This window comes from uncultured Bacteroides sp. (genome assembly GCF_958445495.1).
Lineage (GTDB): Bacteria > Bacteroidota > Bacteroidia > Bacteroidales > Bacteroidaceae > Bacteroides.
On record NZ_CAUCSQ010000013.1, the window covers coordinates 44,469 to 70,452 of the forward strand.

The window sequence follows — 25,984 nt, forward strand, 5'->3', positions numbered from 1 at the left end:
AAAATACGCCATTGCGTCATCATCCTATTCTGTTTCATCACGTTCTTCACTTGCATTTCACATGGTCGACATAGCCCTTATCAGTCATTGAACAGCGTCTTCTGGCTGTTATAAAGGCTTTTTCCCAGATGCTTATAAGCGAGCTCGGTCACTTCACGCCCACGGGGAGTACGCTTCATGAACCCTTCTTTTATCAAGAAAGGCTCGTAAACTTCCTCGATGGTTCCCGCATCTTCCCCTAAAGCGGTGGCAATGGTGGTGATACCCACCGGTCCTCCTTTGAACTTGTCTATAATCGTGCAAAGTATCTTATTGTCTATCTCATCCAAGCCGTACTTGTCAATATTCAACGCTTCCAAGGCGAACCGGGCTATTTCCGTATCAATGGAACCGGAACCTTTCACCTGTGCGAAATCACGCACCCGGCGGAGCAATGCATTGGCGATACGGGGCGTTCCACGGCTCCTGGAGGCAATCTCCGAAGCGGCATGTACCGAACAGGGCACATCCAATATGGAAGCGGAACGGCGGATGATGCTGCTCAGGATATCGTCATCATAGTACTCCAGATGAAGATTAATGCCGAAACGCGCACGGAGAGGTGCTGTCAACAACCCACTGCGTGTCGTCGCACCGACCAAGGTGAACGGGTTTAAATCAATCTGGATACTACGCGCCGAAGGTCCTTTATCAATCATGATGTCAATGCGATAATCCTCCATGGCAGAATATAGGTATTCCTCTACCACGGGTGACAGGCGATGGATTTCATCGATAAAGAGCACATCATTCGGTTCAAGGCTGGTTAACACTCCCGCCAAATCTCCCGGCTTGTCGAGTACCGGACCTGAAGTCACTTTAAAGCCGACTCCCAATTCATTGGCGATGATATTCGAAAGAGTTGTTTTCCCCAGCCCGGGAGGGCCATGCAGCAGGACATGATCGAGCGCCTCACCGCGCAAGCGTGCCGCTTTCACAAAGATGCGGAGATTTTCCACTACTTTGTCCTGTCCGCTGAAATCTTCAAAACTCAGCGGACGAAGAGCATTCTCGAAGTCCCGTTCCTTTGAAGTAAGTTGGTGTTCACGTATGTTAAAATCTTCCTGTTCCATTTATTTCTTGAAAGTAGGAGACAAAGATAGAGAAATCCATTCATTTTCGATACAGAAATACAAATAAAAACTCCGGATACATTCTAAACGTGAATGTCCGAAGGGCTGACGACATACCGGCACAGTCCGTCCGTCGGGCACACAAAGAGACTGTCATACCCGCTGCCGGCATGCAACCTTTCAGCCTGTTATTAGTTTATTTGAAACGTAATAACTACCTTTGCATCTTTATATACACGTACATACACGCTATCGACTATGGTTCTGAATTACATTTGGATAGGATTTTTCATCATTGCTTTCATCATCGCTCTCATAAAAGTAATTTTTCTGGGAGATACGGAAATATTCACGACTATCATAAACTCCACATTCGACTCTTCGAAAACCGCTTTCGAGATATCTCTCGGATTGACAGGAGTACTGGCACTCTGGCTGGGCATCATGAAAATCGGAGAGAACAGCGGACTGATTCACGCTCTGGCACATTTTCTCAGCCCGGTGCTCTGCCGGCTATTTCCGGACATTCCCAAAGGGCATCCGGTATTAGGCTCCATCTTCATGAATATGTCCGCCAACATGCTCGGCTTGGACAATGCCGCTACCCCACTGGGACTGAAAGCCATGAAAGAGTTGCAGGAACTGAACCCGAAAAAAGACACCGCTTCCAACCCGATGATTATGTTTCTGGTGATTAACACTTCCGGTCTCATCATCATTCCGGTTAGTATCATGGTCTATCGCGCACAGATGGGAGCCGCACAACCCACAGATGTATTTATCCCTATCCTGATAAGTACTTTCATTTCAACGCTCGCCGGGGTAACGGCAGTCAGCATTACCCAAAGAATTAATCTGCTCAACAAGCCCATCCTTCTCCTGACAGGAGCCGTCTGCCTCTTTTTTTCCGCTCTGATTTATCTGTTCCTGAATGTCTCACGCGAACAGATGGGCACATATTCCACGCTAGCGGCCAACATTCTTCTATATAGTGTTATTATTCTGTTTATCCTGACGGGTGTCAGAAAAAAAATCAACGTATATGATTCTTTTGTGGAAGGAGCTAAGGAAGGGTTTACGACAGCTATCCGAATCATCCCCTATCTGGTTGCTTTCCTAGTGGGAATCGCCGTATTCCGTACTTCGGGAGCAATGGATTTCCTAGTGGGAGGCATCGGTTATATCGTAGGTTTATGTGGAATTGACACGAGTTTTGTAGGGGCATTACCTACCGCACTGATGAAATCACTCAGTGGAAGCGGCGCAAATGGGCTGATGATTGACGCAATGAAAGAGATGGGGCCGGATTCGTTCGTAGGGCGTATGAGTTGTGTCGTACGCGGAGCTTCGGACACGACATTTTACATCTTGGCCGTTTATTTCGGTAGTGTGGGAATCACCAAGACCCGCAATGCGGTCACCTGTGGTCTGATTGCCGATTTTTCCGGTATCATCGCCGCAATCTTAATCAGTTATTTATTTTTCTACTAAATCATATCATTCAATTATGGCTGTAACTTATCAAACGGAAGACGTCAGGATGCCTGATATTAAAAAACGAGAGACTACGGAATGGATAAAGGCCGTGGCCGCTTTCTATGGGAAAAGGCTCGGTGAGATAGCCTATATCTTCTGCTCGGACAAAAAGATACTGGAGGTAAACCGCCAATACCTGCAACACGACTATTACACGGATATCATTACTTTCGACTATTGTGAGGGCGAGCGCCTCTCAGGCGACCTGTTCATCAGCCTGGATACGGTACGTACCAATGCGGAACAATTCGGTACGTCATACAACGAAGAGCTGCACCGGGTAATCATCCACGGAATCCTCCATCTTTGCGGTATCAACGACAAGGGGCCGGGAGAACGGGAGATTATGGAAGCTGCGGAAAACAAGGCGCTGGCTATGCGGGCACATCTTTAAAACGTATCAATTCTCCTGCCGGTTAAAACCGAAGGAACTTACCAGGGTCTACAGAATCCGACGTGTTCCCCGGTAGGTTTCCTTGAAGGAAACGCCCTGCTTATTTCAGGTTCTTTATCTTACGGGGGAATCTAAACTGAAACGCAATCCCCCGCTCAGGAAACCACTTTTCGAGAACTCTGGGTAACCACCTGCGGACATATCTTTCTCCCACAGGTAAAAAACAAGAGGGACCTCATCTGCTACAAAAAACAGACGGGGTTATCTCATTTTTTATCTTGAGACAACCCCGTTACCACTCTGAATGCAGAGCTAATTATCAAAGAGAGAGAATTTATTATTTTATCTCAATCGCTTTATTGATACGGTATATCAAAAGCTCATAGTGTGAACGATCGGTTTCCGGAGCAGCCGAAACGGCTTTTTCCAGCAATTCTTTCGTACGCATCAACAAATCAAAGTAGTATGCCGCCACTTTAGTCTGGTTCGTATAAATAGGCGGTATGGCCGAAAAGCCTGCTACGTCTTCAGGCGACTGCAACAAATGCATATATTGCTCCGCACTCCCGCCTTCACGCAAGGCTTTCAGGCTGATTTCCGGCTTTCCGGAAGATACGAACGAAGTTCTAGAGGGCTTAAAACTACCGATGGGCGCAGTGGCTGTCGATGTGGAAATTATACTTTCCAGGAAGGCGGTCTGCAGCGCTTTTTCCAGATTTTTCAACGGGCGGTGTTTCAAGGTCCCTTCCCAAACGATATTGTAAACATCATCCAGGTATTCGGAAGCCGTGTAGGCGGTCTCTGGGAAACGTTCCGTACATACCTCGATATAGGGCAGGCGATTGAAAATACCTTTAAAGATGTCCATACGCATCATATCGGCTTTTTTATCCGCAATGGCGAATTCGGAAGCACGGGCGGCGGCATCTATCCAATCCAGTTCTTTTGCCAGGTCCAGGACTTTGTCCAAAGCAGCTTTTTGCGTCTCACGGTCTACCATTGAGTAACTGGGAAGCACGTCCTTCTCGCGGATATCGTTCAGATAAATCCCACCGATGTATGAAAGGACAGAATACACCCGGCTGTTCAGCTTCTCGCAAAGGGCTGAGTAGACCCGCCTGCGCATGGACATGTCTCTGTCTCCTTCGGCAAACCAAGCATAGTAATTCTCGCACCCTTTACGTATGTTGGGAAGCATGTAATCGAATGATTTCAAATGGTTGTTTCCTAACCCTCCGCGACTGTTACGCGGATCGGAATCAAACCGGGACTGGCTGCGCACATACGCATAAAAAGGGTCGCCCGCATGTTCCCGTATCCAGCCATCCAGCGTCTTCTTCTCTTCCTGCAAGGAGGATGCATAGACCGGACGGTACAAATATTTGATAACCAACTCGTCATACGGACCTGGGTTCGTATTTACCAGGCAAACTCCTTTCCGGACATCTTCCGCACTCGCTACATCATTGATTACGACTCCCCCCATTACCGAAGAGGCGAGCCCGTACTTCCGTGTAAAGCTCGCGGAACGCAGAGAATCGACCGGATAAGCGACAGAAGCTCCCCAGTTCACGGTCAATCCCAGCCCTGTCCCCACGGCTTGGGCGATGGCGGCCTGAATCAACTCTCCTTGTACCTCCTGCGGGAAAACGGTTGTCCGGACACGGGGATCGGACGCCACAGTAGACGCGATACGGTCGGCATACTGCACACTAATCATATTGGCGTTCACAAGAATAGAAGCATTCAGGATTTCACCCGTGCGGGCATCCGTATGTATAGTTGTCTGTGCGGAATTCATCCACGATGCCGAATAACGGATAGTCATACAGTCAAGACTATGGGCATTGAACAATGTGTCATTCTTCGGAAATTCTTTCACACAAATGACATCCTTAAAACCTATTTTCTCAAAAGCGTTATTCCAAGATTCCGCACCGGCTTTAATATACGGATGCCATTTGGCAGGCATCAAGCTGTCAATGTAAAAGACTAACTGTTTTTTCGGTTTCACCAGCTCACCGCGACGGTAGGCAGACGAATCTGACGGCTCAATCCGCCAGCGTTTCGCATACCGTATTTCTCTGACTTCCTGTCCGGCTCCTGAAAAATCGCTTTTCAACTGTGTCGCCATTCCAAGCCGAGAATCTGCCAGACGAGGTTTCATCGGTTCTTCCGGCAACAGATAAAGCATCTTATTCACCACGGCGGTCAAAGGCACGTTTTCATACATGCTGTAAGTTCCCATCAAGGTGTGGTCGACCGTATAAGCAAGTTCCTCGCGCACAGTCACGTAATCTGCCGAAGCGGACACGCCTAGAATGGCAGACTTGTCTGATTGCAGGGAATGCTCGCGCGAGACAAACCCGTAATAGCCATTGGCAGAGTTCGAGGGGAAAGGTTTGGTAAATGCAGAACCTTCAAGGAACAGTCCTTTCATATTCACCACGACCGCCGAACTATCCGGGGTACACGCCAGCACTTTAAAACTCTTAAAGATACCCGGATTGTGTGCATTGTCCAATGCTCGGGCAATAGAAGCGTCACCGCCCGTATTGACCGGCTTGCTCAACAACGGCATGCGCGCAACGACCGTGGAGTCAATCATCTCGAAACGCAGACGTACGTCCGTACCTCCTAACTGTCCCGGAGCACCTTCTCCCCCGTCACTCGTATTCTCGATGGAAGAAGTGAACAGCAGTTCGCGCCCCAACATAGTAACCGGAAACTCAACGTATATCTTGTCTTCCACTTTATGGATGGTCATTAAGCCGCGGGCTGTCTGCACTTTTTTATTCTTGAATAACTTCTGGTAAGGAGTCAGCGTCTCTTTTTTCTCTTCTTTCTTCTTCTTTTTAAAAGGCCAGATTGCATTTCCGTCCTGTGGTAGGCAACAGGTAAAAAGAAGTAATAAACAAAGTATCTTACTATATCTATTTCTCATACTTCCCATTATTTTAGCGCCTGGTCAATTTTATACAACAATAAGCGGTAATGCCGTTGCGTATCCGCCGAACCGGTAGAGGCGCTTGCGGCTACCAGACTACGTATTTTCTTCAATTCGCCGAAATAGACATGTTCCATCGGTTCCAAAGGAGCCTTCAACTCAACATCGTCTTCAAAACCGCTGATTTCTTCCAAACGGGCAGCTTGCATCTCAGCGGGCTTATTATTAAAGCATCCCATAAATTCTTCCGGGACAATACCGAAACGCTCACGGGAAGCCGCTTTCAACCACTCCGGCACTTCAAGAGCAGCATACATGTCCGCAATGCCTTTGCTAGTCGCATTTTTTGCAACGCCTGCCACGGAGCCTTCAATCAATTTTGTCAGATAGTTCATCTGTAGACGCATTTCCGTATCTGTCAATGTCTTGCCGGCACGTGTAGATGCCCAAACAAAACGTTCGATATCCGCCAGGTATTCTTTTTGGGTATAAGGAGCTGACACCGCTTTATCCGAACAGATAGAAACGGCACCGCAACGGGACAGTATTCCGTCTATAATCGCATTTTCCATCTGCATGGCAACCGAAGTGCGTATGGGGAACTCTTTCAGTGTCTCGCGGGCATCCAGCCAAGAAAGGTCTTTCAGCTCATTCAACAGGAAATTCAAGGCTTTCTTCTGCTGCGCCTTCGGTACGGTCTTGTAGCTCAGGCGCTGGTCGCCGTCATAACGTTCATTCAGATAGATACCTCCGATATCTGCCAGTACAAAACTTAAATAACGGACATATCCGTAGACTATCTCGTCATACAAGGCAGTACGGAATTCAAAATCCTTGTCTTTATCCGCTACCCATTCATTCATGTGTTTCAAAATGTATTGCAGGTTGCGCCGCCCGTATTCCGAGGCTTTCACCGGGTCATCTCCCAAATCTTCTTCTACGGAACTCGGGTCGAAACGGCGTTTGAATTGTTGTTTGCCGTAACGGTATTTGGGATCACCCGATTTCTCGCTAATCCATTTGTCCAGTATCGGTATCTCCTCTTCGGCGGTCTTTGCTTCGAATATGGGAGTGTACAGCCAAGCAATGGCATAATAATCATAGGCCCCCAGTTCCGGAGGGGTGAGGCGCACGCCTTTTTCCTTGTCACCCGGCTGGGCAACATAGTTATTGCGTGCATAATCCATGATGGAATAAGTAGTCCCATACTTTTGAGTGAATTCCGGGTCGCGCAAGGAATCCACCGGAATGGAGGAAGAACCCGCCATGTTATGCATCAGCGACAAGGTATGCCCTACTTCATGAGAGAGCACGTAGGCTATACAGTCGCCTAGCAAGTCTTCACGCAATACGACGTCACGCACTTCTTTATCGGCGGGGGCAGTCTGCAAGAAACGCCAATACTGAACTAACTGCACGATATTGTGATAGACCGTTACCGATGCATTGATGATTTCTCCCGACCGGGGGTCAATCCAGGAGGGCCCCATCGCATTAGCTACCGTGGAAGGAGCGTAACGGATGCAGGAATATTTGATATTCTCCGGGTCAAAATCCGGGTCGTCTCTCGGGAAATCTTTCGCTATAATCGCATTCTTGAAGCCTATTTTCTCGAATGCCTTTTGCCAGACTTCCACCCCTTTATGGATATATTTGTTCCATCCCAGCGGGAAGGCATCGTCAATATAAAAAACAATGGGTTTCTTCGGTTCTACCAGCTCCCCGCGCAAGTAGGCGGCAGAGTCCGAAGGCTCCAGGTTCCACCGATGGGCGATATGGCGGGTACGTAATCCACGGCCTTCGGAGGCAAACTCAACAACAGAGTGTTCGAAGATTCCGATGCGGGGATCTGCATAACGGGGACGCATCGGCTTTTCCGGCAACAAAATGAAGCTACGGTTCATCACCGCACTGAACGGCATCTTTTTTATCGCATAATTTCCCTTCATACCCACACTGACGTTATATGTCAGCAGGGAACGTACGCTTACATTGTCTTCAAACCCTTTCACACTCTGGATAAAGGAGCTCTCTTTCATGAAGTCCTTGCTTATATCCGCTCCCATCATCTCTATCAACGAGTAGGGAGAGAAAGGGGAAATCATTTTCTTGTCGCTCAACAGGTAGTCCGTCATATCGAACACAACGGCTGTACTGTCATTATTGTACGCCTTAATCTCGAAAGTTTCCGCAATAGCCGGCATGGTGCTGCTCCGCAAACGTTTCCGAATCTCCCGATCTTCCGAAAACTGCCCGGCCTGTACACGACGTAATGTGACGGTCGAATCACGTTGTACAAAACGAATCAGAAAGGGATCACCGGACTTCTCACCGACACATCCGAACTGGTTGTCCGTGGTCTCCGAAATAGTAGAACCCAACAGGATGTCCCGGTTCAATATCTTGAGCGGTAACTCAAAATAGACTTTGTTATCAAACTTATGAAGAGTGATGAAGCCTTTGGCTGTTGTGACTTTCTTGTCTTTAAACAGCTTGTCATACTTGGTTTCTTTCTTCTCTTTTTTCTTTGCCGTAGCCTCAGTAGAAGCCTTTTTCTTGTTTTTCTTCTTAGCCGCAGCAGGATTGCCGACTGCTCCGCATAGTACGACCAGAAGAAGTAAATAGATTTTTTTTCTCATTCTGTAGATTATATAATTACTGGGTAACCCAACTTGCTGCTTGTTTCCACTTAAATATGGATTCTATAATTTTTCCCAAACCATCTTGTTTGAACGCAATTTTATCTTCCGAATCTCCCGTATTCATTATGTCACTTATCACAGTGGAACTAAAATCCAGTACATAGAATTCTCCATTCTCCAACCCGACTCCGGCACGTCCGAAATTTTGCGTATTATCTACATCTAAGCTCGTAATGGGTGAATTGAATTCATGGTATTTATACAGCCGGTTGCCTTCATTTCCTTTAAAATAATAGAAATAAAGCACATCGTCGCGAGTCACCAGCAAATAGGGCCTATCATCCTGCGAATAGAATAACGCATATTTGTTACCGGCATCGGAATTAACGACAGAAGCCAGTTCTGTCGCTTCTGTCTGAGAGTTCATTGTGGCATCCACCGAATTACCTCCCCCAAAACTATATACGGTAAAATCCTGAATATAAATCCGGCTATCTTTTTCAATGACGGATTTATAGTTTAACCCCGACCAGCTATTATCTTTATAGGCATCCAGGTACAAGACCGTATATCCGGACATATCATCCAGTTTTCCCCATTCCTGATTAGGCGTATTGATAACAGTCGGTACAATCAACTGGCCTGAATATTTCTTATAATAGTTCCCTGATGAAGAGAAAGTATAGGACCAATAATCACAAAGATGGAAATAGCGCTGCGAGTTTTTATCATAAAGCAACGTGCCTCCCTGATCACAGAATCTCGGCGCTCTCACAATCATAGTTCCATCTACCGGTTGCTGTTCATAGGAAAGGGGTAATTCATCCAAGAAATAGCTGGTATTAAACAGCTTATAGGATTCTTTTACGCGGGTGTACATTTTTCCATCCGTGCCGATTGCCAATGAGAGGTATAACATGTCATACACACGTTGAGGTTCAAATCCCTGTGGATACCCGCCATTGATAAACATAGCCGGCAGGTTTCCTTCTATCTGGTAGGTACTGCCCGAAATATCGACTGTGCCTTGTCCTCCCTGTTGCACCAGCCAAAGCCAGCTAGTCAGATCTTCCGGTTGGTCTTCCGTATATAAGGAAACAAAATGCTGGCTGACAGACACTGGTTTTCCACCCAAAGAGGTGCCGCCATTGGAAATGCCATAAACATCTTTAGTAACTACACAGTCATATACTTCCTCTTCTTTTCCGTCTTCCCCTTGTACGGTTTTCGTTGTCGGCCTCAGAAAGGTCAGCATGGATGTGCCGTCTTCCTTTTCCGACAACACCAGCCAGCCGCTATTTACATAGGGAGAGGTAACCGTAATCATTCCGGAACCGAAATAAGAAACTCCCGTTTGGGGGTCCATCACTGTTAACCGCAAGTCCATGTACTTTCCTTCTTCGTCCACCGTCCAGTTTAAATTACGTTCCGTTGAAATTTCACGCCTATCCAACGACCAGGAGTAAGTCAGATGGCTCGTTTCTTCTCCCGCGGAAAATGATAACTTGGGTTCAATCTTCAATATATCCCCCAACGAATATTCGCTTGTCTCCAATGGAATCTCAATTGTAACATCGTTCATCTGCCGGTACTCGTAATTTCCTTTATCTTCATAGCACGAAGACAAAAGACAAGCAGATACGGCCACGATGACAAAACATATCCTTCTCATATCTATTCTTTTCTTATCAATTGATTAATAAATAGGCACTGTCATTTTAGTACCGTTTTCTTCTGTCAGATTATATTTTTCAATGGCTTCTTTCAAACGTAAGGCGCAACGGCGTTTCTGCGCAGAATTTAACTCTCCGAAATTGAGAGCTTCTTCTCCACCGTATTGGATAAGCGCTTCATATTTTTTACGTGAATATGTGCCCAAATATACTTTTTCCGTATCTTTATCCCACCACAACGGTTTACTTTCCACATTGTTAAACACGATTTTTATTGTCTCATACTGTTTAAGACTACCTGCAAAATATTCATTCGGGTCTATTTTCAGCAACAATTCTACGTCTTCTTTTAACGCATCTGTCTTTTTCAGCTTCAATTCAAAAATATCTTCCGCCGCATTCGCCTTAAACATCGGATTTTCCGGCAACTCATAGTTCTCTGCAAGAGCTGTCGTTTTTTCCGCTACTACTGTTATTTTGTAAGGTACGGGAACGTCAAAGGGGTCTCCCACCAACCCCAGAGCGATTTTAACGGTCAGTTCGTCATCTAGGGGATAATTGTTAAAAGAGAGATTGACCGATTCGTCCTCGCTATCCATCAACTCGCTGAAATACAAATATTGTTCTCCGTGATAGGGTTGTATCTCGTCTTCCGCACAAGAAAACAGGCATAATACAAACAGAGGTAATAAAATATATGGTTTCATACTTACTCTATATATATTGATTTTTAAATATCTTCATTATCCGGACGGTCAAAGACAAATTTGATGTCTTTCTCATCTTTGTTAAAATATTTCTTCATATTCAAACGCTTATACAAGAAATAGAGCTGTCCTTCAGCCATCTGCTCTTTGCGCACTTCTTTCACCAGTTCCGTATAAAAGCCGTCCAATGAGGAAATAGTCGGCAAATTCAACATAATTCCTCTTGAACTGCGCACTACATCCAAGGCTTTTCTCGCTTCTTCGAAGTTATTGTTGCGTGCATAGTATTCACCGGTCATGTAGTATATTTCACTTAACCGTAACATAGGAATCATATCATATCCTGTACTGCCTTCTTCTATCAGGTATTTCTTGGAATACTGAGCGCCGCTGACAGTTCCTAACAGAGAGGTGCTCCCGCGTTCGTCATCTGCATCTCCATAAATATCCGAACCGGAAAACAAGAATAAATTGTCGCTGCTCGAATTCGTGAAAGGTTTGTATTCATCCAACAGTGTGGTTCGGGAAAGAGCAAAAAGCAGGTTCTGGCTGTCTTTCATATCTTCATCCAGTTCTCCGGAATTTACAAAACCAAAATAAGCTTCGTCATTATACGAGGCTTTTATCACTTCTTCCGCTTTGTCGAAAGCTGCCTTATAATCTTTTTTCCACATATACACTCGTGCCATTAAAGCCGTAATGGCATAATAATTCAGACGATAGCCTCGAAAAGCATAAAATACGTCTTCTGGCAGTTCGTCCGTGGTTCCTTTACCGAGCATACGAAGCTTGGAAAGCAACCATTCCGGATGTTGCTCTACATCGCACGTAGCCACCAGTTTTCTGGCTTCTGTCAGGTCGGTTTCTATTTTTTCCAGAATTTCCGCATTCGTATAGTAAGTGGTGCTAATCACCGGATAGGCATCTACATACGGGATGTATGCCTTACCGTCATCCGTTTCCATAGAAGGGGCAAACATACGTAAGATATCAAAATGAACCAACGCACGCAAAGCCAGGGCTTCTCCCCAAATCATATTTTTCTCCATTTCCAAACCTTCAAAGATTTCCGAATCAGCATTGCTGACATTATAAATCAGGTTGTTGCAACTGGCAATAACATTATACCCATTGGTCCATAAATTGGAAATTATGGATTTTACATCTGTATCGTCATATTGGAACTGGGCCGCTTTGTAATAGGAGGAAGTAGTCTTCAGGTTATCAAGTATATATTGATGTCCCAACACTTCTATAAACCCATAACTCAAATTACTGCCGTAAAGAGAGGTTTCTGCCAGTTTCAGATAAATGCCATTCAGCGCATTGCGATACCCGCTCCCTTCACTGAACAAGTCTTCTTCATTCACCTCATTGCTGGGAGCTACATCCAGCCAACTGCAACTACTCATCAACAATATGGCCAGAAACGGAACACAGTATATTTTTCTTATAATTTTCATTTGTATATTAAGCTTTTAGCAGTTTCATGTATTATAAACTCATTTTTACCGATAAGGAAAAGGTGCGAGAATAGGGATAATCCAGACCGCGCTCCGCACGTACTGTAGACGCCCGGAACAAATCATTGCCTGACAACTCAAAACGTAACATGCCTAAACGGTACTTTTTCAGCCATTCCGTATTGACGTCATATCCTATCGTAAGCGAGTTGAACGTCAACACATTATAATCTTGGATAAAACGGCTTGTAGGACGAGTTGTAGCAACCATATCAGTCTGTAACTTGGCATATGGGGTACGGTCGCCTATCTGCTGCCAACGTCCGGTCAACACACGCCGGTCTACATTTTCCGAAGAAATACGCGCATTCTCAACTTTGCTCACCAATGTAGAGTTATAACGCTGTCCTCCAAATTCGTACATAAAAGTGGAGAATAGCGTAAAGTTTTTCCAACGTAAATTCAATCCGAACGTTCCTTGTGCTTTCGGTTCTTCATTTCCAATTACAACCTGGTCTGCCGAACTCCAATCATAGGTGAGAGAACCGTCTCTCTTGATAAAGATTTCACGCCCGTCCGCCGGATTTATCCCTAAAGAACGTACTCCGAAAATGGAAGTCAAGGAGCCTCCTTCTACATATTGCAAGTGGGTATCCGCATATTTTTCATCGGCTTTATTATACGCCTCGTCATAATCGTCATATTTTGCCAGAACCTTGTTATTATAATCTTTCAGGCTGTCTGAAATCTTCAAGATTTCATTCTTATTATGGGCCAAATTGGCAAACACGGCTACCAGCCAGTCTTTATTTTGAAAAAGATTGCTTCTCAACTGAATTTCCACACCTTTATTCATGACTTCTCCGATATTGTCTTTATAGGTGGTAAAACCCGTAGAACTCGGCAAGGTGACATTGTTCACAAGGTCTTTTGTCTTTTTGCGATAATAAGAAAAATCCATCTGGATTAGTCCGTCCAGCATATCCACATCCAAACCGATATCCCAGTTGCCTGTCTTTTCCCATCCCAGGTTACGGTTGCCCAACGCCATTAAAGAAGCCCCGACACCGGTTTTATACCAATTATCATTTACAATCTTATACATGGTCTGTGCCTCATAAGGCGAGAAATCGACTTTACCTGTGACTCCATAGGTGGTACGTATTTTCAAGCGGTTCAGCCACTCTATTCTTTTCAGGGCTTCATAATTGTGAATGTTCAACCCCACACCGCCGGAGAAGAAAGGAGCGAAACGCTTATCTGCACCAAACTCGGAATTGCCGTCAAAGCGTACGGAAACATCTGTCAGGTAAATATTATCATACGAATAGTTAAACGTACCTAACATACCGATTAGACGGCTCTTCGAATCGGAAGCGGAAGGCATGCCGTGAATGGAATGCGCATATCCCGCCGATGACAAATTGCCTGAAGGAAATCCACGATACGAGATAGACAGGCCTGTTCCTGTGCTCGATGTAGCGTTCACACCTGCAAGGAAGTTCAGACTGTTTTTTTTGATATTGCGATTGTAGGATAAGGTCATCGTCGCATCCCAGGTAAGGCTGTTGCTGGTTGTAACATCCAACTCTCCCGATATTACGTTATTCAACCCCAATATATCCGAGTTCTTTTTTGAACGCGGGTCCAGAAAGTCATTCGCTTCCGAATTTGATTTTGTAATGCTAAATTGCCCTTTCAATAACCAATGCGGAGTAATGTTCCATAAAACTTCAATATTATCTATCAATTCCCATGACTTATCCCGGCTGTAGTTTCCTAAAGTCGCTTCATACAGAGGGTTCTCGCTCCCACTTGTTCCATTCCAGGCATAAGTGGTCTCCAAATATCTGCCATATTCATCTTTATATTCGTCATACGGCAATTTGGAGGTATAATCGGAAAAACTGCCGTAAGGAGAATCTGCCGAATTGGTATAGGTATAAGAGAAATAGTTACGCAGTTGAAGAGACCCTAAACGATATGTCAACGAAAGCCCGGCTGCCATACGGTCACGGAAAGATTCTTTCATCACTCCAGCATCTTTGTTATAAGACAGGTCAACTCCCCAACGCAGGTCTTCCGTACCTCCATCCAGATAAAGGCTGTGTTTATGATTGAAAACAGTGCGTAACGGCTTTGATAACCAATAGGTATTCACCCCACGAACTACGTTGTTCAGTTTTTTGTTATAAATCTCGTCCAACGAGTTTTGCTCACTAATATAATTTTCACTTTCCGGATCTGCTTTAAACAGTCCGGCAGCGACTTCTGTCTGCAGTTTTTCACGTGCATCCATCAAATTATAGTCTGTAAGATCAGGATATTCAAGCGTACCTGTAAAATTATAATTGATGTTGATTTTACCGGGCTTCGGGGCGACAGTCGTAATAACTACTACACCGTTTGCGGCACGTGAACCGTACATTGCCGTTGCAGCGGCATCTTTCAATATAGTAATGCTTTCAATACGGCTTGGGTCCATATCGTACAATTTCTGTACACTGATTTCAAATCCATCCATAATGAAAGTAGGAAGATTCGGATTGTTCTGTAAGGATGACTTAGACAAACTTTCCGCATCCAGCTCCGTCGTTCCGATACCGGAACGTCCACGGATATACAGTTCCGGCACATTGTTCGGATTTGAACCCGCCAAGTTGTTTTCCGCAATACGGAAAGACGGGTCAAAGGCTTGCAAGGCTCCCAACACATTGGTCTTTGACACGGACATCAACTGGTCTGCCGAAACGGTTACCGAAGTTCCCGTAAAGCTGTTCTTGCTAATTTTCGCATAACCGGTCACCACGACTTCATCCAATTGCTTGGTATCCGGTTTCAGTTGAAACGTATGTGTCTTATCCAGATTCAACTTCGCTGTATTAATCTCCAACGGTTCCATCCCCACAAAAGAAATACGTATCGTCACATTTTTGTCCGAAAGTCCTAAGGAAAATTGTCCTTCCGCATCTGTCATTGTACCGATATTCTTGCCTTTTCCCAGAATCAGCACTGTCACACCGGGAAGCTCGGCTCCTTGTTCATCCACTACTCTAGCAGTCAAAGTACGGGTTTTCTCCTCTTGCTTTTTAATAACCACGATGCCATCTTTGGTAGCATAGGTAAATCCTCTCGGTGTCAATACCCTGTCCAATAACGGTCCCCAAGCTTCATTGGTCGCTTTCACGGTCACAGATGATACTCCACGAAACATTTGTGAATTATAAAGCATATTAATCCCGGCTTTTTCTTTTACCGTGTTTAAAAATGTCTCCATTGACACGTCTTTCAAATCAAGGGTCACTTTATTCCCGTCAGGCGGAAGTGCCCATGCGCTCAGAATCATGCTTAACACAAGCAAGCATGACATGCAGAATCTTTTTTTCTTCATAATTTTAATTAAAACTCAATATTACTCATTCTCATATATCAAAATATTTCTTCCGTTTATCTGATAGTAGATGTCGCCGGTAATCTCTAAAGCATCAAGAAAAGTATTGATTGTACTATATCGTTTCAGATTTCCACTATATGTCAGGTTACGTAAAGCAGGGGTTTCATAATATACACAGACATCATACCAACGTTCAAAAGCTTGCATAATCTCTTCCAGAGTTTTGTTGTGGAATACGTATTCACCTTTTACCCAACCGATACATTCCTCTACATCGACAAACCGTTTTTCCAACCTGCCGTCAGCAAACACCGCTTGCTCGCCGGGTGATAATGTAACGGTTTTTTGCGAGGGGGTCAGGCAACTTACCTTTCCATTTACCAGAGTTGCATAACATGCTTTCGCATCATTATAAGCGTTTACATTGAACTCTGTCCCATGTACCATAATCTCACCGAAATTCGTTTTGACAATAAAAGGATGTTCTTTGTCTTCTTTCACCCGGAAATACCCTTCTCCTTCCAAAAGGACAACTCTGCGCTTCTCTGCAAAACGAACGGGGTAAGTCAACTTGGAACCGGCATTCAAGTGAACCAGAGTGCCATCTGCAAGCACAACCGTATTTTCACCTCCACGCGGTATCACAAGTACATTTGACTGCACGGCACTCTCATCCGTATTTTCTTCTTCCTCTTGTACCACTACAGTAGGCTGGTAAGATAGGATTCCTTTTTGGTATTTCACATGAACACCGTCCACCACCACATCCACATCTTTCTTATGTACGTCGATTACACTGCCGTCAGGCAAGGTTAACTGCGCCTGTTGAATTCCGGGTTGAATCAGGGTTCTCCCCTTTCCTTCTTCCACCGAATAATTGCTCAACAGATAAAATGAAAGGCCGACAGCCAAGACGACAATAGCCGCGGCAACAGACCACCCAATCCGGAAAAATGAAGATTTCTGTTCTGGTTTCTTTATTCGTCCGATTCTCTGAAGGAAGGATTGATAAGCGCTCTCCGACGAATAATACCTATATTCCCCGAACGCCTCTTTCAAGGTTCTGCCATCTTGTAGTTGTTCATACACTTTTTGTAAGTCCGGGCATTCCGCCAACCGTTTTTCAAGTTCATACCGCTCCGCTTCATTCGCTTCTCCCTGAAGGAATTTCCTCATCAAAACAGCATCTTGATACAGATTTTCGAACTTATTCATCTTATTATTTATTTTTTAATTAAATTGCAATTTCACCCTAGCTTCATATTAATTATACATAAACCATTAAAAAGGGTGACAAAAAGACGAAGTTTTTTCATAACAAAAGTATTTAAAGTAAGATTTATCAAAAAAGAAGATGACATTATGATAGCAAAATGCAGTTCAATTATTCCTTCTTCATAAAAAGAACAACTCCTAAGCTATCAATAAAGGGAGAAATAAATATCAAATTGATTCGATTCCTTTTTTAGAAAAATAAACAGAGAATTATGGTATAAGTCGAATCTCCCAACTTTTCACGTAGAAACTTATAGCTACGGCTTTTTTGAGTTTTAACCGTATTAATGCTTATTTCCAAACGTTCTGCTATTTCTTCCCAAATATATCCCTCAATCCTCAATAGAATGATTCGGCGCTGTTCAGCAGGCAGCGCTTCAATATAAAAATATAACTGACGGATGATTTCCTCTTTTACCGTCAATGCATAAACCATATCTTCGTCTTGTGCATCATCTTCGGCAAGGGAACTTAATATACTATCATGGATTTGATTATTGCGAATGTATAATAAAGCGTTATTATAACAAGCGCGATAGAGGTAATTAGTTAGTTCTTTTATATCGGAGAAAGTACGCTTACCTTCCCAAACGGATATAAAAACTTCCTGTACCAAATCTTCCACTGCATCCGGAAGCGGCAATATCTTGGAGACATAAACACATAGAGCAGCATAAAAACGACCGTAGAAATCGCCCCATATCCTTTCATCCTTTCGGTTGACTCCTGCTACTATGACGTCAATCTTATCACTCATATTGTCACTTATTCATCAAATAAAGAAACAGAACTCGCAAAAAACGTTATAATCACTTACTATACCGATATTTACGAATGCAAATATATCGTTTTTTTCAGAAACCGCAGCCCTGCTCCCTACAAAAAAGAAAATAAATAAAGCCGTATGCTCAAGATTTGATTTTCCCGCCACTCCTCATACGATGATATCAATTCCGGCACATTAAACCAGGAACATTTTCATCCCTATAAAGTTCAAATGATATTCATTCACAATAAGGGAAAGAAAAAATGCTCAGTTACCATACGTTTTCTTCAGGAACCGATATAAAAGCAAAAAAAATGGAAAAACAGCCGCCCGTATAAAAAGTATTCCAGATATGCCCAAAGACAATACCGTAACCAAACCAATCCTTTACAGCCGATTATTTATTCAATACGGAAAAAGAACCTCATCCAGGCAAGTAAAATATTCGCTTTATTGAAAACAAAACCACATATCATATCACCTCTAACGAAATGAACAAAAAGAAATCTGCCGGGGAATAAAAAAGGATATAAAAAAAGAGCGAATCATTCCGCTCCATCTTAAAGAATCCCCATAAATGGGATTCTTCTTTTTCATCTTTCATTTACTTGTTTCCTGAAAACTAACTTTTTACTAATACCTAAATAAAACAATCTTTTTCCTAAAAACTAACCTTAAAATCTAAATACCTTCAATTTTATAAACTAATACCTTTTAATTATTACCTTTTTCTAATACCTAAAAAACTTAAGCAGTTTCACAACTACGCTGCAAAGTTATAGCTGTTTTGAAATATGACAATAGTTATTATGCTAAAAAACATATTTTAGCCTATTTTTTTGACTTACATCAAGAAAAGGAAAACAATTCTGGCTGCAAATCTGTATTTCAGCTTGAATTGTTTTCCTCACAGACTAAATCTGCCTTTTCACTTCTATTTCACCGAAAGACCCGTTGATTTTCAAACTTACAAAAAGAAAGTATATTTATAATTAAGCATTCAAAACGGAATATTTGACAAGGAAATAAACAAATAATAGAACATAAATATCAACATCATAAACAATTTGCAGATTACCAACCGGAAAATTCTGCAATTTTTTAAAACTATCCGAATTTCCGTCCGGATTTTCAGAAGCAAGAATAGTCAAGAGATACAACTCTCATAACTTTTCCGTAACTTTGCACCGTTTGATAATAAATAAGATAGGAATGGATTTTAAGTATGACGTTATCGTAATCGGTGCCGGCCATGCAGGTTGTGAAGCGGCAGCCGCAGCAGCAAATTTAGGTTCCAAAACTTGTCTCATCACAATGGATATGAACAAGATTGGGCAAATGAGTTGTAATCCTGCCGTAGGAGGAATTGCCAAAGGGCAGATAGTACGTGAGATAGATGCATTAGGCGGGCAAATGGGACTGATAACAGATGAAACGGCAATCCAGTTTCGAATCTTAAACCGGTCAAAAGGTCCTGCCATGTGGAGTCCCCGCGCCCAATGCGACCGCGCCAAATTTATCTGGGCATGGCGCGAAAAACTTGAAAACACTCCCAATCTTCACATCTGGCAAGATACCGTATGTAAACTTCTTGTGGAAAACGGAGAAGTAATCGGACTTGTTACCATCTGGGGAGTTACTTTTAAAGCAAAATGTATCATCTTAACAACAGGAACTTTCCTCAATGGACTAATGCACATAGGACGCCATCAATTACCGGGAGGAAGAATAGCGGAACCGGCATCTTACCAATTAACCGAATCCATCGCCCGACACGGGATTACTTACGGACGGATGAAAACCGGAACCCCGGTACGGATTGATGCGCGCAGCGTTCATTTCGATCAAATGGAGATACAGGACGGAGAATGCGATTTTCATAAATTCTCCTTCATGGATACGAGTGTGCGCCACTTGAAGCAACTTCAATGCTGGACATGTTATACCAACGAAGAAGTCCATCGAATTTTACGTGAAGGATTACCGGACTCTCCACTTTTCAACGGGCAAATCCAAAGTATCGGACCACGATACTGCCCTAGTATAGAAACCAAGATTGTAACCTTCCCCGACAAAGACCAGCACCAACTATTTCTGGAGCCGGAAGGAGAAACGACTCAAGAGTTATATCTTAATGGATTTTCGTCCTCATTACCTATGGATATACAGATTGCCGCTCTTAAAAAGATACCGGCTTTCAAAGATTTGGTTATATACCGCCCAGGATATGCAATCGAATATGATTATTTCGACCCAACACAATTGAAACATACGTTGGAATCGAAGATTATTAAGAATCTATTCTTTGCCGGACAGGTAAACGGCACTACCGGTTACGAGGAAGCTGGAGGACAAGGGATAGTTGCCGGCATCAACGCTCATATCAACTGCCACGGCGGAGAATCGTTCACTCTAGCACGTAACGAAGCATATATCGGCGTATTAATCGATGATTTAGTAACCAAAGGTGTTGACGAGCCTTATCGTATGTTTACCTCACGCGCCGAATACAGAATCTTGCTCCGCATGGACGATGCAGACATGAGACTCACAGAACGGGCATACAAACTAGGACTTGCCAAGGAAGAACGTTTCCAATTGATGAAAAGTAAAAAAGAAGCTATTGCCCAGATTATATCTTTCGCAAAGAATTATTCGATGAAACCGTCATTAATTAATGATACACTCGAAAAAATCGGAACAACTCCCCTACGCCAAGGCTGCAAATTGATAGAAATCCTAAATCGTCCGCAAGTTACAATAGAGAATATAATAGGCTACATTCCTGCTTTCCGGCGTGAATCGGAAAAAGTAACTTCTACAAGCCAGAATCGAAAAGAAGAAATTATTGAAGCTGCCGAGATATTAATAAAATATCAAGGTTACATCGACAGGGAACGGATGATAGCGGAAAAATTAGCACGTCTGGAAAGTATTAAAATAAAAGGTAAATTTGATTATGCTTCCATCCAATCATTGTCTACGGAAGCCCGCCAAAAGCTGATAAAAATAGACCCTGAGACCATTGCGCAAGCAAGTCGGATTCCCGGAGTATCGCCCAGCGACATCAATGTACTATTGGTACTTTCCGGTCGATAAGTAACGACGTTTCACGTGAAACAAAACATTTAAAGAAACGATATAATTCAATGATTATGAGCAAAGAAACATTAATCAAAAGCATTCGAGAAATTCCAGATTTTCCAATACCCGGTATTCTGTTTTACGATGTTACGACTCTATTCAAAGACCCGTGGTGTCTACAGGAATTATCAGACATCATGTTTGAAATGTATAAGGATAAAGGAATTACTAAAGTAGTAGGAATAGAATCAAGAGGTTTTATCATGGGACCTATCTTAGCCACCCGATTGAATGCCGGCTTCGTCCCCATCCGTAAACCCGGCAAACTTCCAGCAGAGACAATCGAAGAAAGCTATGATAAAGAATACGGGAAAGATACCGTACAAATACATAAAGATGCACTAGACGAAAATGACATTGTGCTTCTGCATGATGACTTGCTGGCTACAGGGGGAACCATGAAAGCGGCTTGTGAATTGGTAAAGAAATTAAAGCCGAAGAAAGTATATGTCAACTTTATCATTGAGTTGAAAGATCTGAATGGTAAATCCGTATTCGGAGATAATACAGAAGTGGCATCTGTATTGGAGCTATAAAACCCCGTTTTACAAATCAACTTTAACAAGAAGGTTTTAAAACGGATTCATAAGTCTGTTTCATAAATTCATTTATAACAGACATTTGTATTTCTGGCAGTATAAACGGCCCTTTTGTGATAAAGAAAGCAGGTTTCTCTATTCGGAAAACATATAAATCAATATTTATATGTAAGTTTGCAAAGGATATTGCACAAGCAAAGCTTGTCTTATTGACTTGTCACCTGTAGCAAAACGCCATGAAGAATTTATCTTTTACCGTTATAAAAAAGGAAGAGATTCTTCATGGTATTTTAGACAATGACCGGACAGATTTATGGAATTACAACAATATCTCTTTTTCATTTCAGCCATTTCATTCTAAAGATTATGAATACAGAAACGGGAAGTAAAACGAATGAATACTTAAAAGGAATTGTAGCCAACCTTCCGGAAAAGCCAGGTATCTACCAATATCTGAACACGGAAGGGACAATTATATATGTTGGAAAGGCTAAAAATCTAAAAAAAAGAGTATATTCCTATTTCAGTAAGGAACATGAGCCTGGAAAAACACGAGTATTAGTCAGTAAAATTGCCGATATACGGTATATCGTGGTTAATACGGAAGAAGATGCGTTGCTGCTGGAAAACAACCTGATAAAAAAATATAAACCGCGCTACAATGTCCTGTTGAAGGATGACAAGACTTATCCTTCCATCTGCGTACAGAACGAATATTTTCCAAGAGTATTCAAAACTCGAAAAATCATCAGAAACGGGTCTTCCTACTATGGTCCATACAGCCACATTCCTTCGATGTATGCCGTATTGGACCTAATAAAACATCTCTACCCTTTGCGTACCTGCCCTCTGAACCTCAGCCCGGAAAATATACGGGCAGGAAAATTCAATGTATGCCTGGAATATCATATAAAGAACTGTGCAGGTCCTTGCATCGGGCTCCAATCGCAGGAAGAATACTTAAGAAATATAGACGAAATCAAGGAAATCCTAAAAGGAAATACACAAGAAATCAGCCGTATGCTATTAGAAAAGATGCAAGGGTTGGCTGCTGAAATGAAATTTGAAGAAGCGCAAAAGATTAAAGAGAAGTATATCTTAATAGAGAACTACCGTTCAAAATCAGAGGTAGTAAGTGCAGTTTTGCATAATATCGATGTCTTTTCAATCGAAGAAGATGATACAAATTCCGCTTTCATCAACTATCTGCACATTACAAACGGAGCCATCAACCAAGCGTTCACATTCGAATACAAGAAGAAACTGAACGAATCTAAAGAGGAATTGCTGACACTCGGCATTATAGAAATGCGGGAACGCTACAAGAGCCGGTCAAGAGAGATTATCGTTCCTTTCGAGCTGGATATGGAGCTAAACAATGTCGTTTTCACCGTGCCCCAACGAGGAGATAAAAAGAAATTGCTAGAACTTTCCATCCTAAACGTAAAACAGTATAAGGCCGACCGCCTGAAACAAGCGGAAAAACTGAATCCGGAACAAAGAAACATGCGCCTGATGAAAGAGATACAGCAGGAACTCCATCTGGAAAAACCGCCTCTGCAAATCGAATGTTTTGATAACTCCAACATACAGGGTTCCGATGCCGTAGCAGCCTGTGTAGTATTCAAAAAGGCCAAGCCGTCGAAAAAAGATTACCGGAAATACAATATAAAAACAGTAGTGGGTCCTGATGATTATGCTTCCATGAAAGAGGTTGTCAGGAGGCGTTATCAACGCGCGATTGAAGAAGCCTCTCCTCTACCCGATCTGATTATCACTGACGGCGGAAAAGGACAAATGGAAGTCGTCAGAGAGGTGATTGAGGACGAATTACAACTGAATATACCCATTGCCGGATTGGCTAAAGACAACCGCCACCGCACATCAGAGCTGTTATTCGGTTTTCCTCCGCAAACTATCGGTATCAAACAACATAGTCCGCTGTTTCGCCTGTTAACACAGATACAAGATGAAGTACACCGTTTTGCCATCAGTTTCCACCGTGATAAGCGCAGTAAACGGCAGGTTGCGTCAGCATTGGATAATATCAAGGGAATTGGAGAAAAGACCAAAACTGCTCTTTTAAAAGAATTCAAGAGTGTAAAGCGAATCAGAGAAGCATCTGCGGAAAACATCGCAGCCGTTATCGGAGAAGCAAAAGCCAGAATCGTGAAAGAAGGGCTGGCTGACAACTAACAGATGACGGTACAAAAAGTCAAAGGCCGCTACCGGCGACAACAGTATCAAACCTGACACGAGCGAATAGCCATACCCGATGACACCTGCGGATTCTGCAAAACAGCAAACAAGTTTCAGGACGATACTTATAATATTTTCCGGTAAATTCATCGCTTTCTCTATTGATTTTTGTAAATTTGCCTTGCATAACCATAAATAAATTATATAATAACGAGATTATATAACAATGCGAGTAGTCATACAACGGGTAAGCCGTGCATCAGTTACCATCGGAGGGCATTATAAGTCTTCCATCGGAAAAGGAATGATGATACTGGTCGGCATTGAAGAAGCCGACGGACAAGAGGACATTGATTGGCTCTGTAAAAAGATTGTAAATTTGCGCATTTTCGATGATGAAAACGGCGTAATGAACAAGTCCGTTTTAGAAGACGGAGGCGAAATCCTGGTAGTCAGCCAATTCACTTTACATGCTTCTACCAAAAAAGGGAATCGGCCTTCCTACATCAAGGCTGCCAAACCGGAAATATCAGTTCCGCTTTACGAACGATTCTGCAAAGATTTGAGCAGTACATTAGGCAAAGAAATCGGTACCGGAACCTTCGGAGCAGACATGAAGGTAGAACTTTTGAACGATGGTCCTGTTACTATACTTATAGATACGAAAAATAAAGAATAACCTTTTAACCTCATATATACATTATGACTCTGGAAGAAGCTCAGAAACAGGTAGATAAATGGGTAAAGACATACGGTGTCCGCTACTTCAGCGAATTAACCAATATGGCTGTCCTGACGGAAGAGGTCGGGGAATTAGCACGTATCATGGCCCGTAAATACGGCGATCAATCTTTTAAAGAAGGCGAAAAGGATAACCTGGAAGAAGAAATAGCCGATGTCCTATGGGTACTCCTGTGCATTGCCAACCAGACAGGTGTAGATGTCACTAGCGCCCTTCAAAAAAGCATGGAGAAGAAAACGAAACGAGATAACAAAAGACATATCAATAACCCAAAATTGAATAATCATGAAGGAGAATAACTCACTGTCTAACAAGTATAACGCCGCATTGGCAAAGTACGATACCAATCTGAGTGATGCCGATATCCAAGCCCGCGTAGCCAGTCTGATTGAAAAGAAAGTACCGGAAAACAATACGGAAGAAGTCAAAAAATTCCTATTCAATTGCATTGACCTGACTACCCTGAACAGTACGGATAACGACGAAAGCGTAATGCGGTTCACAGAAAAGGTAAACCGGTTCGACGATGAATTTCCCGACTTGAAAAACGTAGCGGCTATCTGTGTATATCCGAATTTTGCCGCCATTGTCAAGAACACACTAGAAGTGGATGGTGTCAATATAGCCTGTGTATCAGGAGGATTCCCTTCATCCCAGACATTCATTGAAGTAAAAGTAGCAGAAACCGCACTGGCTATTGCAGAAGGCGCAGACGAAATAGATATGGTTATTTCAGCAGGCAAATTCTTGAACGGCGATTATGAGACTATGTGTGAAGAAATACAAGAACTAAAAGAAGTCTGTAAAGAACGCCACTTAAAGGTAATCCTCGAAACAGGTGCATTAAAGAGTGCTTCCAACATCAAGAAAGCCTCTATTCTATCCATGTATTCCGGTGCGGATTTCATTAAAACATCTACCGGAAAGCAACAACCCGCCGCTACTCCGGAAGCCGCTTATGTAATGTGCGAAGCTATCAAAGAGTACTATCAGAAGACAGGCAACAAGACCGGTTTCAAGCCGGCAGGAGGAATCAATACTGTCAATGACGCCATTATCTACTACACCATTGTAAAAGAAATATTAGGCGAAGAATGGTTGGACAACCGGCTATTCCGCCTCGGCACAAGCCGCCTGGCAAACCTGCTTCTCTCCGACATCAAAGGAGAGGAAATAAAGTTCTTCTAACAAGGCTCACAAGCAATCAAATATGCCTTACCGCACAGCTCCCGCATCTACGGGAACTGATGCGGTATTTTTTATTCAAGAAAAACAAAAATAGCTACACAAGCTTTCACAAAATAACTATCTTTGCCAGAAATATAGCTATATAAGTGTAGCTAAGCAATTGTATCAGAGAACGTTTCATTTATTACCAAATCCTGGAATTCGGCAAAATTCAAAGTTATGAATGGTAATAAGCAAACGGGACTCACGCACTTTCATGTATA

17 protein-coding genes are annotated in these 25,984 nt (G+C 43.0%); 8 read left to right on the plus strand and 9 right to left on the minus strand.

Annotated elements, in window-relative coordinates; genetic code table 11:
- Positions 1-80: 80 nt before the first annotated feature.
- Complete coding sequence (ruvB, locus tag Q5076_RS06440; protein WP_303011818.1) at positions 81-1,112, minus strand: Holliday junction branch migration DNA helicase RuvB; 1,032 nt, start codon at positions 1,110-1,112, stop codon at positions 81-83.
- Positions 1,113-1,370: 258 nt separating this feature from the next.
- Here ruvB and Q5076_RS06445 point away from each other — a divergent pair, with 258 nt between their 5' ends.
- Both Q5076_RS06445 and ybeY read left to right on the plus strand, forming a co-directional pair.
- On the plus strand, positions 1,371-2,603 hold the full coding sequence (locus Q5076_RS06445; RefSeq protein WP_303011819.1) for a nucleoside recognition domain-containing protein: 1,233 nt from the start codon (positions 1,371-1,373) through the stop codon (positions 2,601-2,603).
- 16 nt (positions 2,604-2,619) lie between these two features.
- Positions 2,620-3,042: an rRNA maturation RNase YbeY gene (ybeY, locus tag Q5076_RS06450; RefSeq protein WP_303011821.1), complete on the plus strand. Its 423-nt coding sequence runs from the start codon at positions 2,620-2,622 to the stop codon at positions 3,040-3,042.
- A gap of 337 nt (positions 3,043-3,379) precedes the next feature.
- Here ybeY and Q5076_RS06455 read toward each other — a convergent pair whose 3' ends face one another.
- The 8 genes from Q5076_RS06455 to Q5076_RS06490 form a co-directional block, all read right to left on the minus strand.
- A complete protein-coding gene (locus Q5076_RS06455) occupies positions 3,380-5,986 on the minus strand; it encodes a zinc-dependent metalloprotease (RefSeq protein ID WP_303011823.1) in 2,607 nt (868 codons plus the stop codon).
- An 8-nt stretch (positions 5,987-5,994) separates the two neighbouring features.
- Positions 5,995-8,628: a zinc-dependent metalloprotease gene (locus Q5076_RS06460; protein WP_303011825.1), complete on the minus strand. Its 2,634-nt coding sequence runs from the start codon at positions 8,626-8,628 to the stop codon at positions 5,995-5,997.
- Between the two features lie 16 nt (positions 8,629-8,644).
- Complete coding sequence (locus Q5076_RS06465) at positions 8,645-10,303, minus strand: PKD-like family lipoprotein (RefSeq protein WP_303011827.1); 1,659 nt, start codon at positions 10,301-10,303, stop codon at positions 8,645-8,647.
- 24 nt (positions 10,304-10,327) lie between these two features.
- Positions 10,328-11,011, minus strand: a complete 684-nt coding sequence (locus tag Q5076_RS06470; protein WP_303011829.1) for a DUF4843 domain-containing protein — start codon at positions 11,009-11,011, stop codon at positions 10,328-10,330.
- Between the two features lie 23 nt (positions 11,012-11,034).
- Positions 11,035-12,474 (minus strand): RagB/SusD family nutrient uptake outer membrane protein, encoded by a 1,440-nt coding sequence (locus Q5076_RS06475; protein WP_303011830.1) that lies wholly within the window; start codon positions 12,472-12,474, stop codon positions 11,035-11,037.
- 31 nt (positions 12,475-12,505) lie between these two features.
- On the minus strand, positions 12,506-15,865 hold the full coding sequence (locus tag Q5076_RS06480) for a SusC/RagA family TonB-linked outer membrane protein (protein WP_303011831.1): 3,360 nt from the start codon (positions 15,863-15,865) through the stop codon (positions 12,506-12,508).
- A gap of 21 nt (positions 15,866-15,886) precedes the next feature.
- Positions 15,887-17,083: a FecR domain-containing protein gene (locus Q5076_RS06485; RefSeq protein ID WP_303011832.1), complete on the minus strand. Its 1,197-nt coding sequence runs from the start codon at positions 17,081-17,083 to the stop codon at positions 15,887-15,889.
- Positions 17,084-17,333: 250 nt separating this feature from the next.
- Positions 17,334-17,900: an RNA polymerase sigma-70 factor gene (locus Q5076_RS06490; protein WP_303011833.1), complete on the minus strand. Its 567-nt coding sequence runs from the start codon at positions 17,898-17,900 to the stop codon at positions 17,334-17,336.
- A gap of 1,221 nt (positions 17,901-19,121) precedes the next feature.
- Here Q5076_RS06490 and mnmG point away from each other — a divergent pair.
- The 6 genes from mnmG to deoC all read left to right on the plus strand — a co-directional run bounded on the left by mnmG (position 19,122) and on the right by deoC (position 25,721).
- Complete coding sequence (mnmG, locus tag Q5076_RS06495) at positions 19,122-21,008, plus strand: tRNA uridine-5-carboxymethylaminomethyl(34) synthesis enzyme MnmG (protein WP_303011835.1); 1,887 nt, start codon at positions 19,122-19,124, stop codon at positions 21,006-21,008.
- 50 nt (positions 21,009-21,058) lie between these two features.
- Entirely contained in the window at positions 21,059-21,589 is a 531-nt protein-coding gene (locus Q5076_RS06500) for an adenine phosphoribosyltransferase (protein WP_303011837.1), read from the plus strand.
- Between the two features lie 369 nt (positions 21,590-21,958).
- Positions 21,959-23,788 carry an excinuclease ABC subunit UvrC gene (gene uvrC / locus Q5076_RS06505; RefSeq protein WP_303011838.1) on the plus strand — a complete coding sequence of 610 codons (1,830 nt, stop codon included), beginning with the start codon at positions 21,959-21,961 and terminating at the stop codon, positions 23,786-23,788.
- A 229-nt stretch (positions 23,789-24,017) separates the two neighbouring features.
- On the plus strand, positions 24,018-24,470 hold the full coding sequence (dtd, locus tag Q5076_RS06510; protein ID WP_303011839.1) for a D-aminoacyl-tRNA deacylase: 453 nt from the start codon (positions 24,018-24,020) through the stop codon (positions 24,468-24,470).
- A 23-nt stretch (positions 24,471-24,493) separates the two neighbouring features.
- Positions 24,494-24,832 carry a nucleotide pyrophosphohydrolase gene (locus Q5076_RS06515; protein ID WP_303011840.1) on the plus strand — a complete coding sequence of 113 codons (339 nt, stop codon included), beginning with the start codon at positions 24,494-24,496 and terminating at the stop codon, positions 24,830-24,832.
- Positions 24,819-25,721 carry a deoxyribose-phosphate aldolase gene (deoC, locus tag Q5076_RS06520; RefSeq protein WP_303011841.1) on the plus strand — a complete coding sequence of 301 codons (903 nt, stop codon included), beginning with the start codon at positions 24,819-24,821 and terminating at the stop codon, positions 25,719-25,721. The genes Q5076_RS06515 and deoC overlap by 14 nt, the downstream gene beginning before the upstream one ends.
- The last annotated feature ends 263 nt before the right edge of the window (positions 25,722-25,984 follow it).

Excerpts from the sequence above, each read along its gene's own strand:
- ruvB (WP_303011818.1), bottom strand. The coding sequence starts at position 1,112 with ATGGAACAGGAAGATTTTAACATACGTGAACACCAACTTACTTCAAAG.
- Q5076_RS06445 (WP_303011819.1), top strand. The coding sequence starts at position 1,371 with ATGGTTCTGAATTACATTTGGATAGGATTTTTCATCATTGCTTTCATC.
- ybeY (WP_303011821.1), top strand. The coding sequence starts at position 2,620 with ATGGCTGTAACTTATCAAACGGAAGACGTCAGGATGCCTGATATTAAA.
- Q5076_RS06455 (WP_303011823.1), bottom strand. The coding sequence starts at position 5,986 with ATGAGAAATAGATATAGTAAGATACTTTGTTTATTACTTCTTTTTACC.
- Q5076_RS06460 (WP_303011825.1), bottom strand. The coding sequence starts at position 8,628 with ATGAGAAAAAAAATCTATTTACTTCTTCTGGTCGTACTATGCGGAGCA.
- Q5076_RS06465 (WP_303011827.1), bottom strand. The coding sequence starts at position 10,303 with ATGAGAAGGATATGTTTTGTCATCGTGGCCGTATCTGCTTGTCTTTTG.
- Q5076_RS06470 (WP_303011829.1), bottom strand. The coding sequence starts at position 11,011 with ATGAAACCATATATTTTATTACCTCTGTTTGTATTATGCCTGTTTTCT.
- Q5076_RS06475 (WP_303011830.1), bottom strand. The coding sequence starts at position 12,474 with ATGAAAATTATAAGAAAAATATACTGTGTTCCGTTTCTGGCCATATTG.
- Q5076_RS06480 (WP_303011831.1), bottom strand. The coding sequence starts at position 15,865 with ATGAAGAAAAAAAGATTCTGCATGTCATGCTTGCTTGTGTTAAGCATG.
- Q5076_RS06485 (WP_303011832.1), bottom strand. The coding sequence starts at position 17,083 with ATGAATAAGTTCGAAAATCTGTATCAAGATGCTGTTTTGATGAGGAAA.
- Q5076_RS06490 (WP_303011833.1), bottom strand. The coding sequence starts at position 17,900 with ATGAGTGATAAGATTGACGTCATAGTAGCAGGAGTCAACCGAAAGGAT.
- mnmG (WP_303011835.1), top strand. The coding sequence starts at position 19,122 with ATGGATTTTAAGTATGACGTTATCGTAATCGGTGCCGGCCATGCAGGT.
- Q5076_RS06500 (WP_303011837.1), top strand. The coding sequence starts at position 21,059 with ATGATTATGAGCAAAGAAACATTAATCAAAAGCATTCGAGAAATTCCA.
- uvrC (WP_303011838.1), top strand. The coding sequence starts at position 21,959 with ATGAATACAGAAACGGGAAGTAAAACGAATGAATACTTAAAAGGAATT.
- dtd (WP_303011839.1), top strand. The coding sequence starts at position 24,018 with ATGCGAGTAGTCATACAACGGGTAAGCCGTGCATCAGTTACCATCGGA.
- Q5076_RS06515 (WP_303011840.1), top strand. The coding sequence starts at position 24,494 with ATGACTCTGGAAGAAGCTCAGAAACAGGTAGATAAATGGGTAAAGACA.
- deoC (WP_303011841.1), top strand. The coding sequence starts at position 24,819 with ATGAAGGAGAATAACTCACTGTCTAACAAGTATAACGCCGCATTGGCA.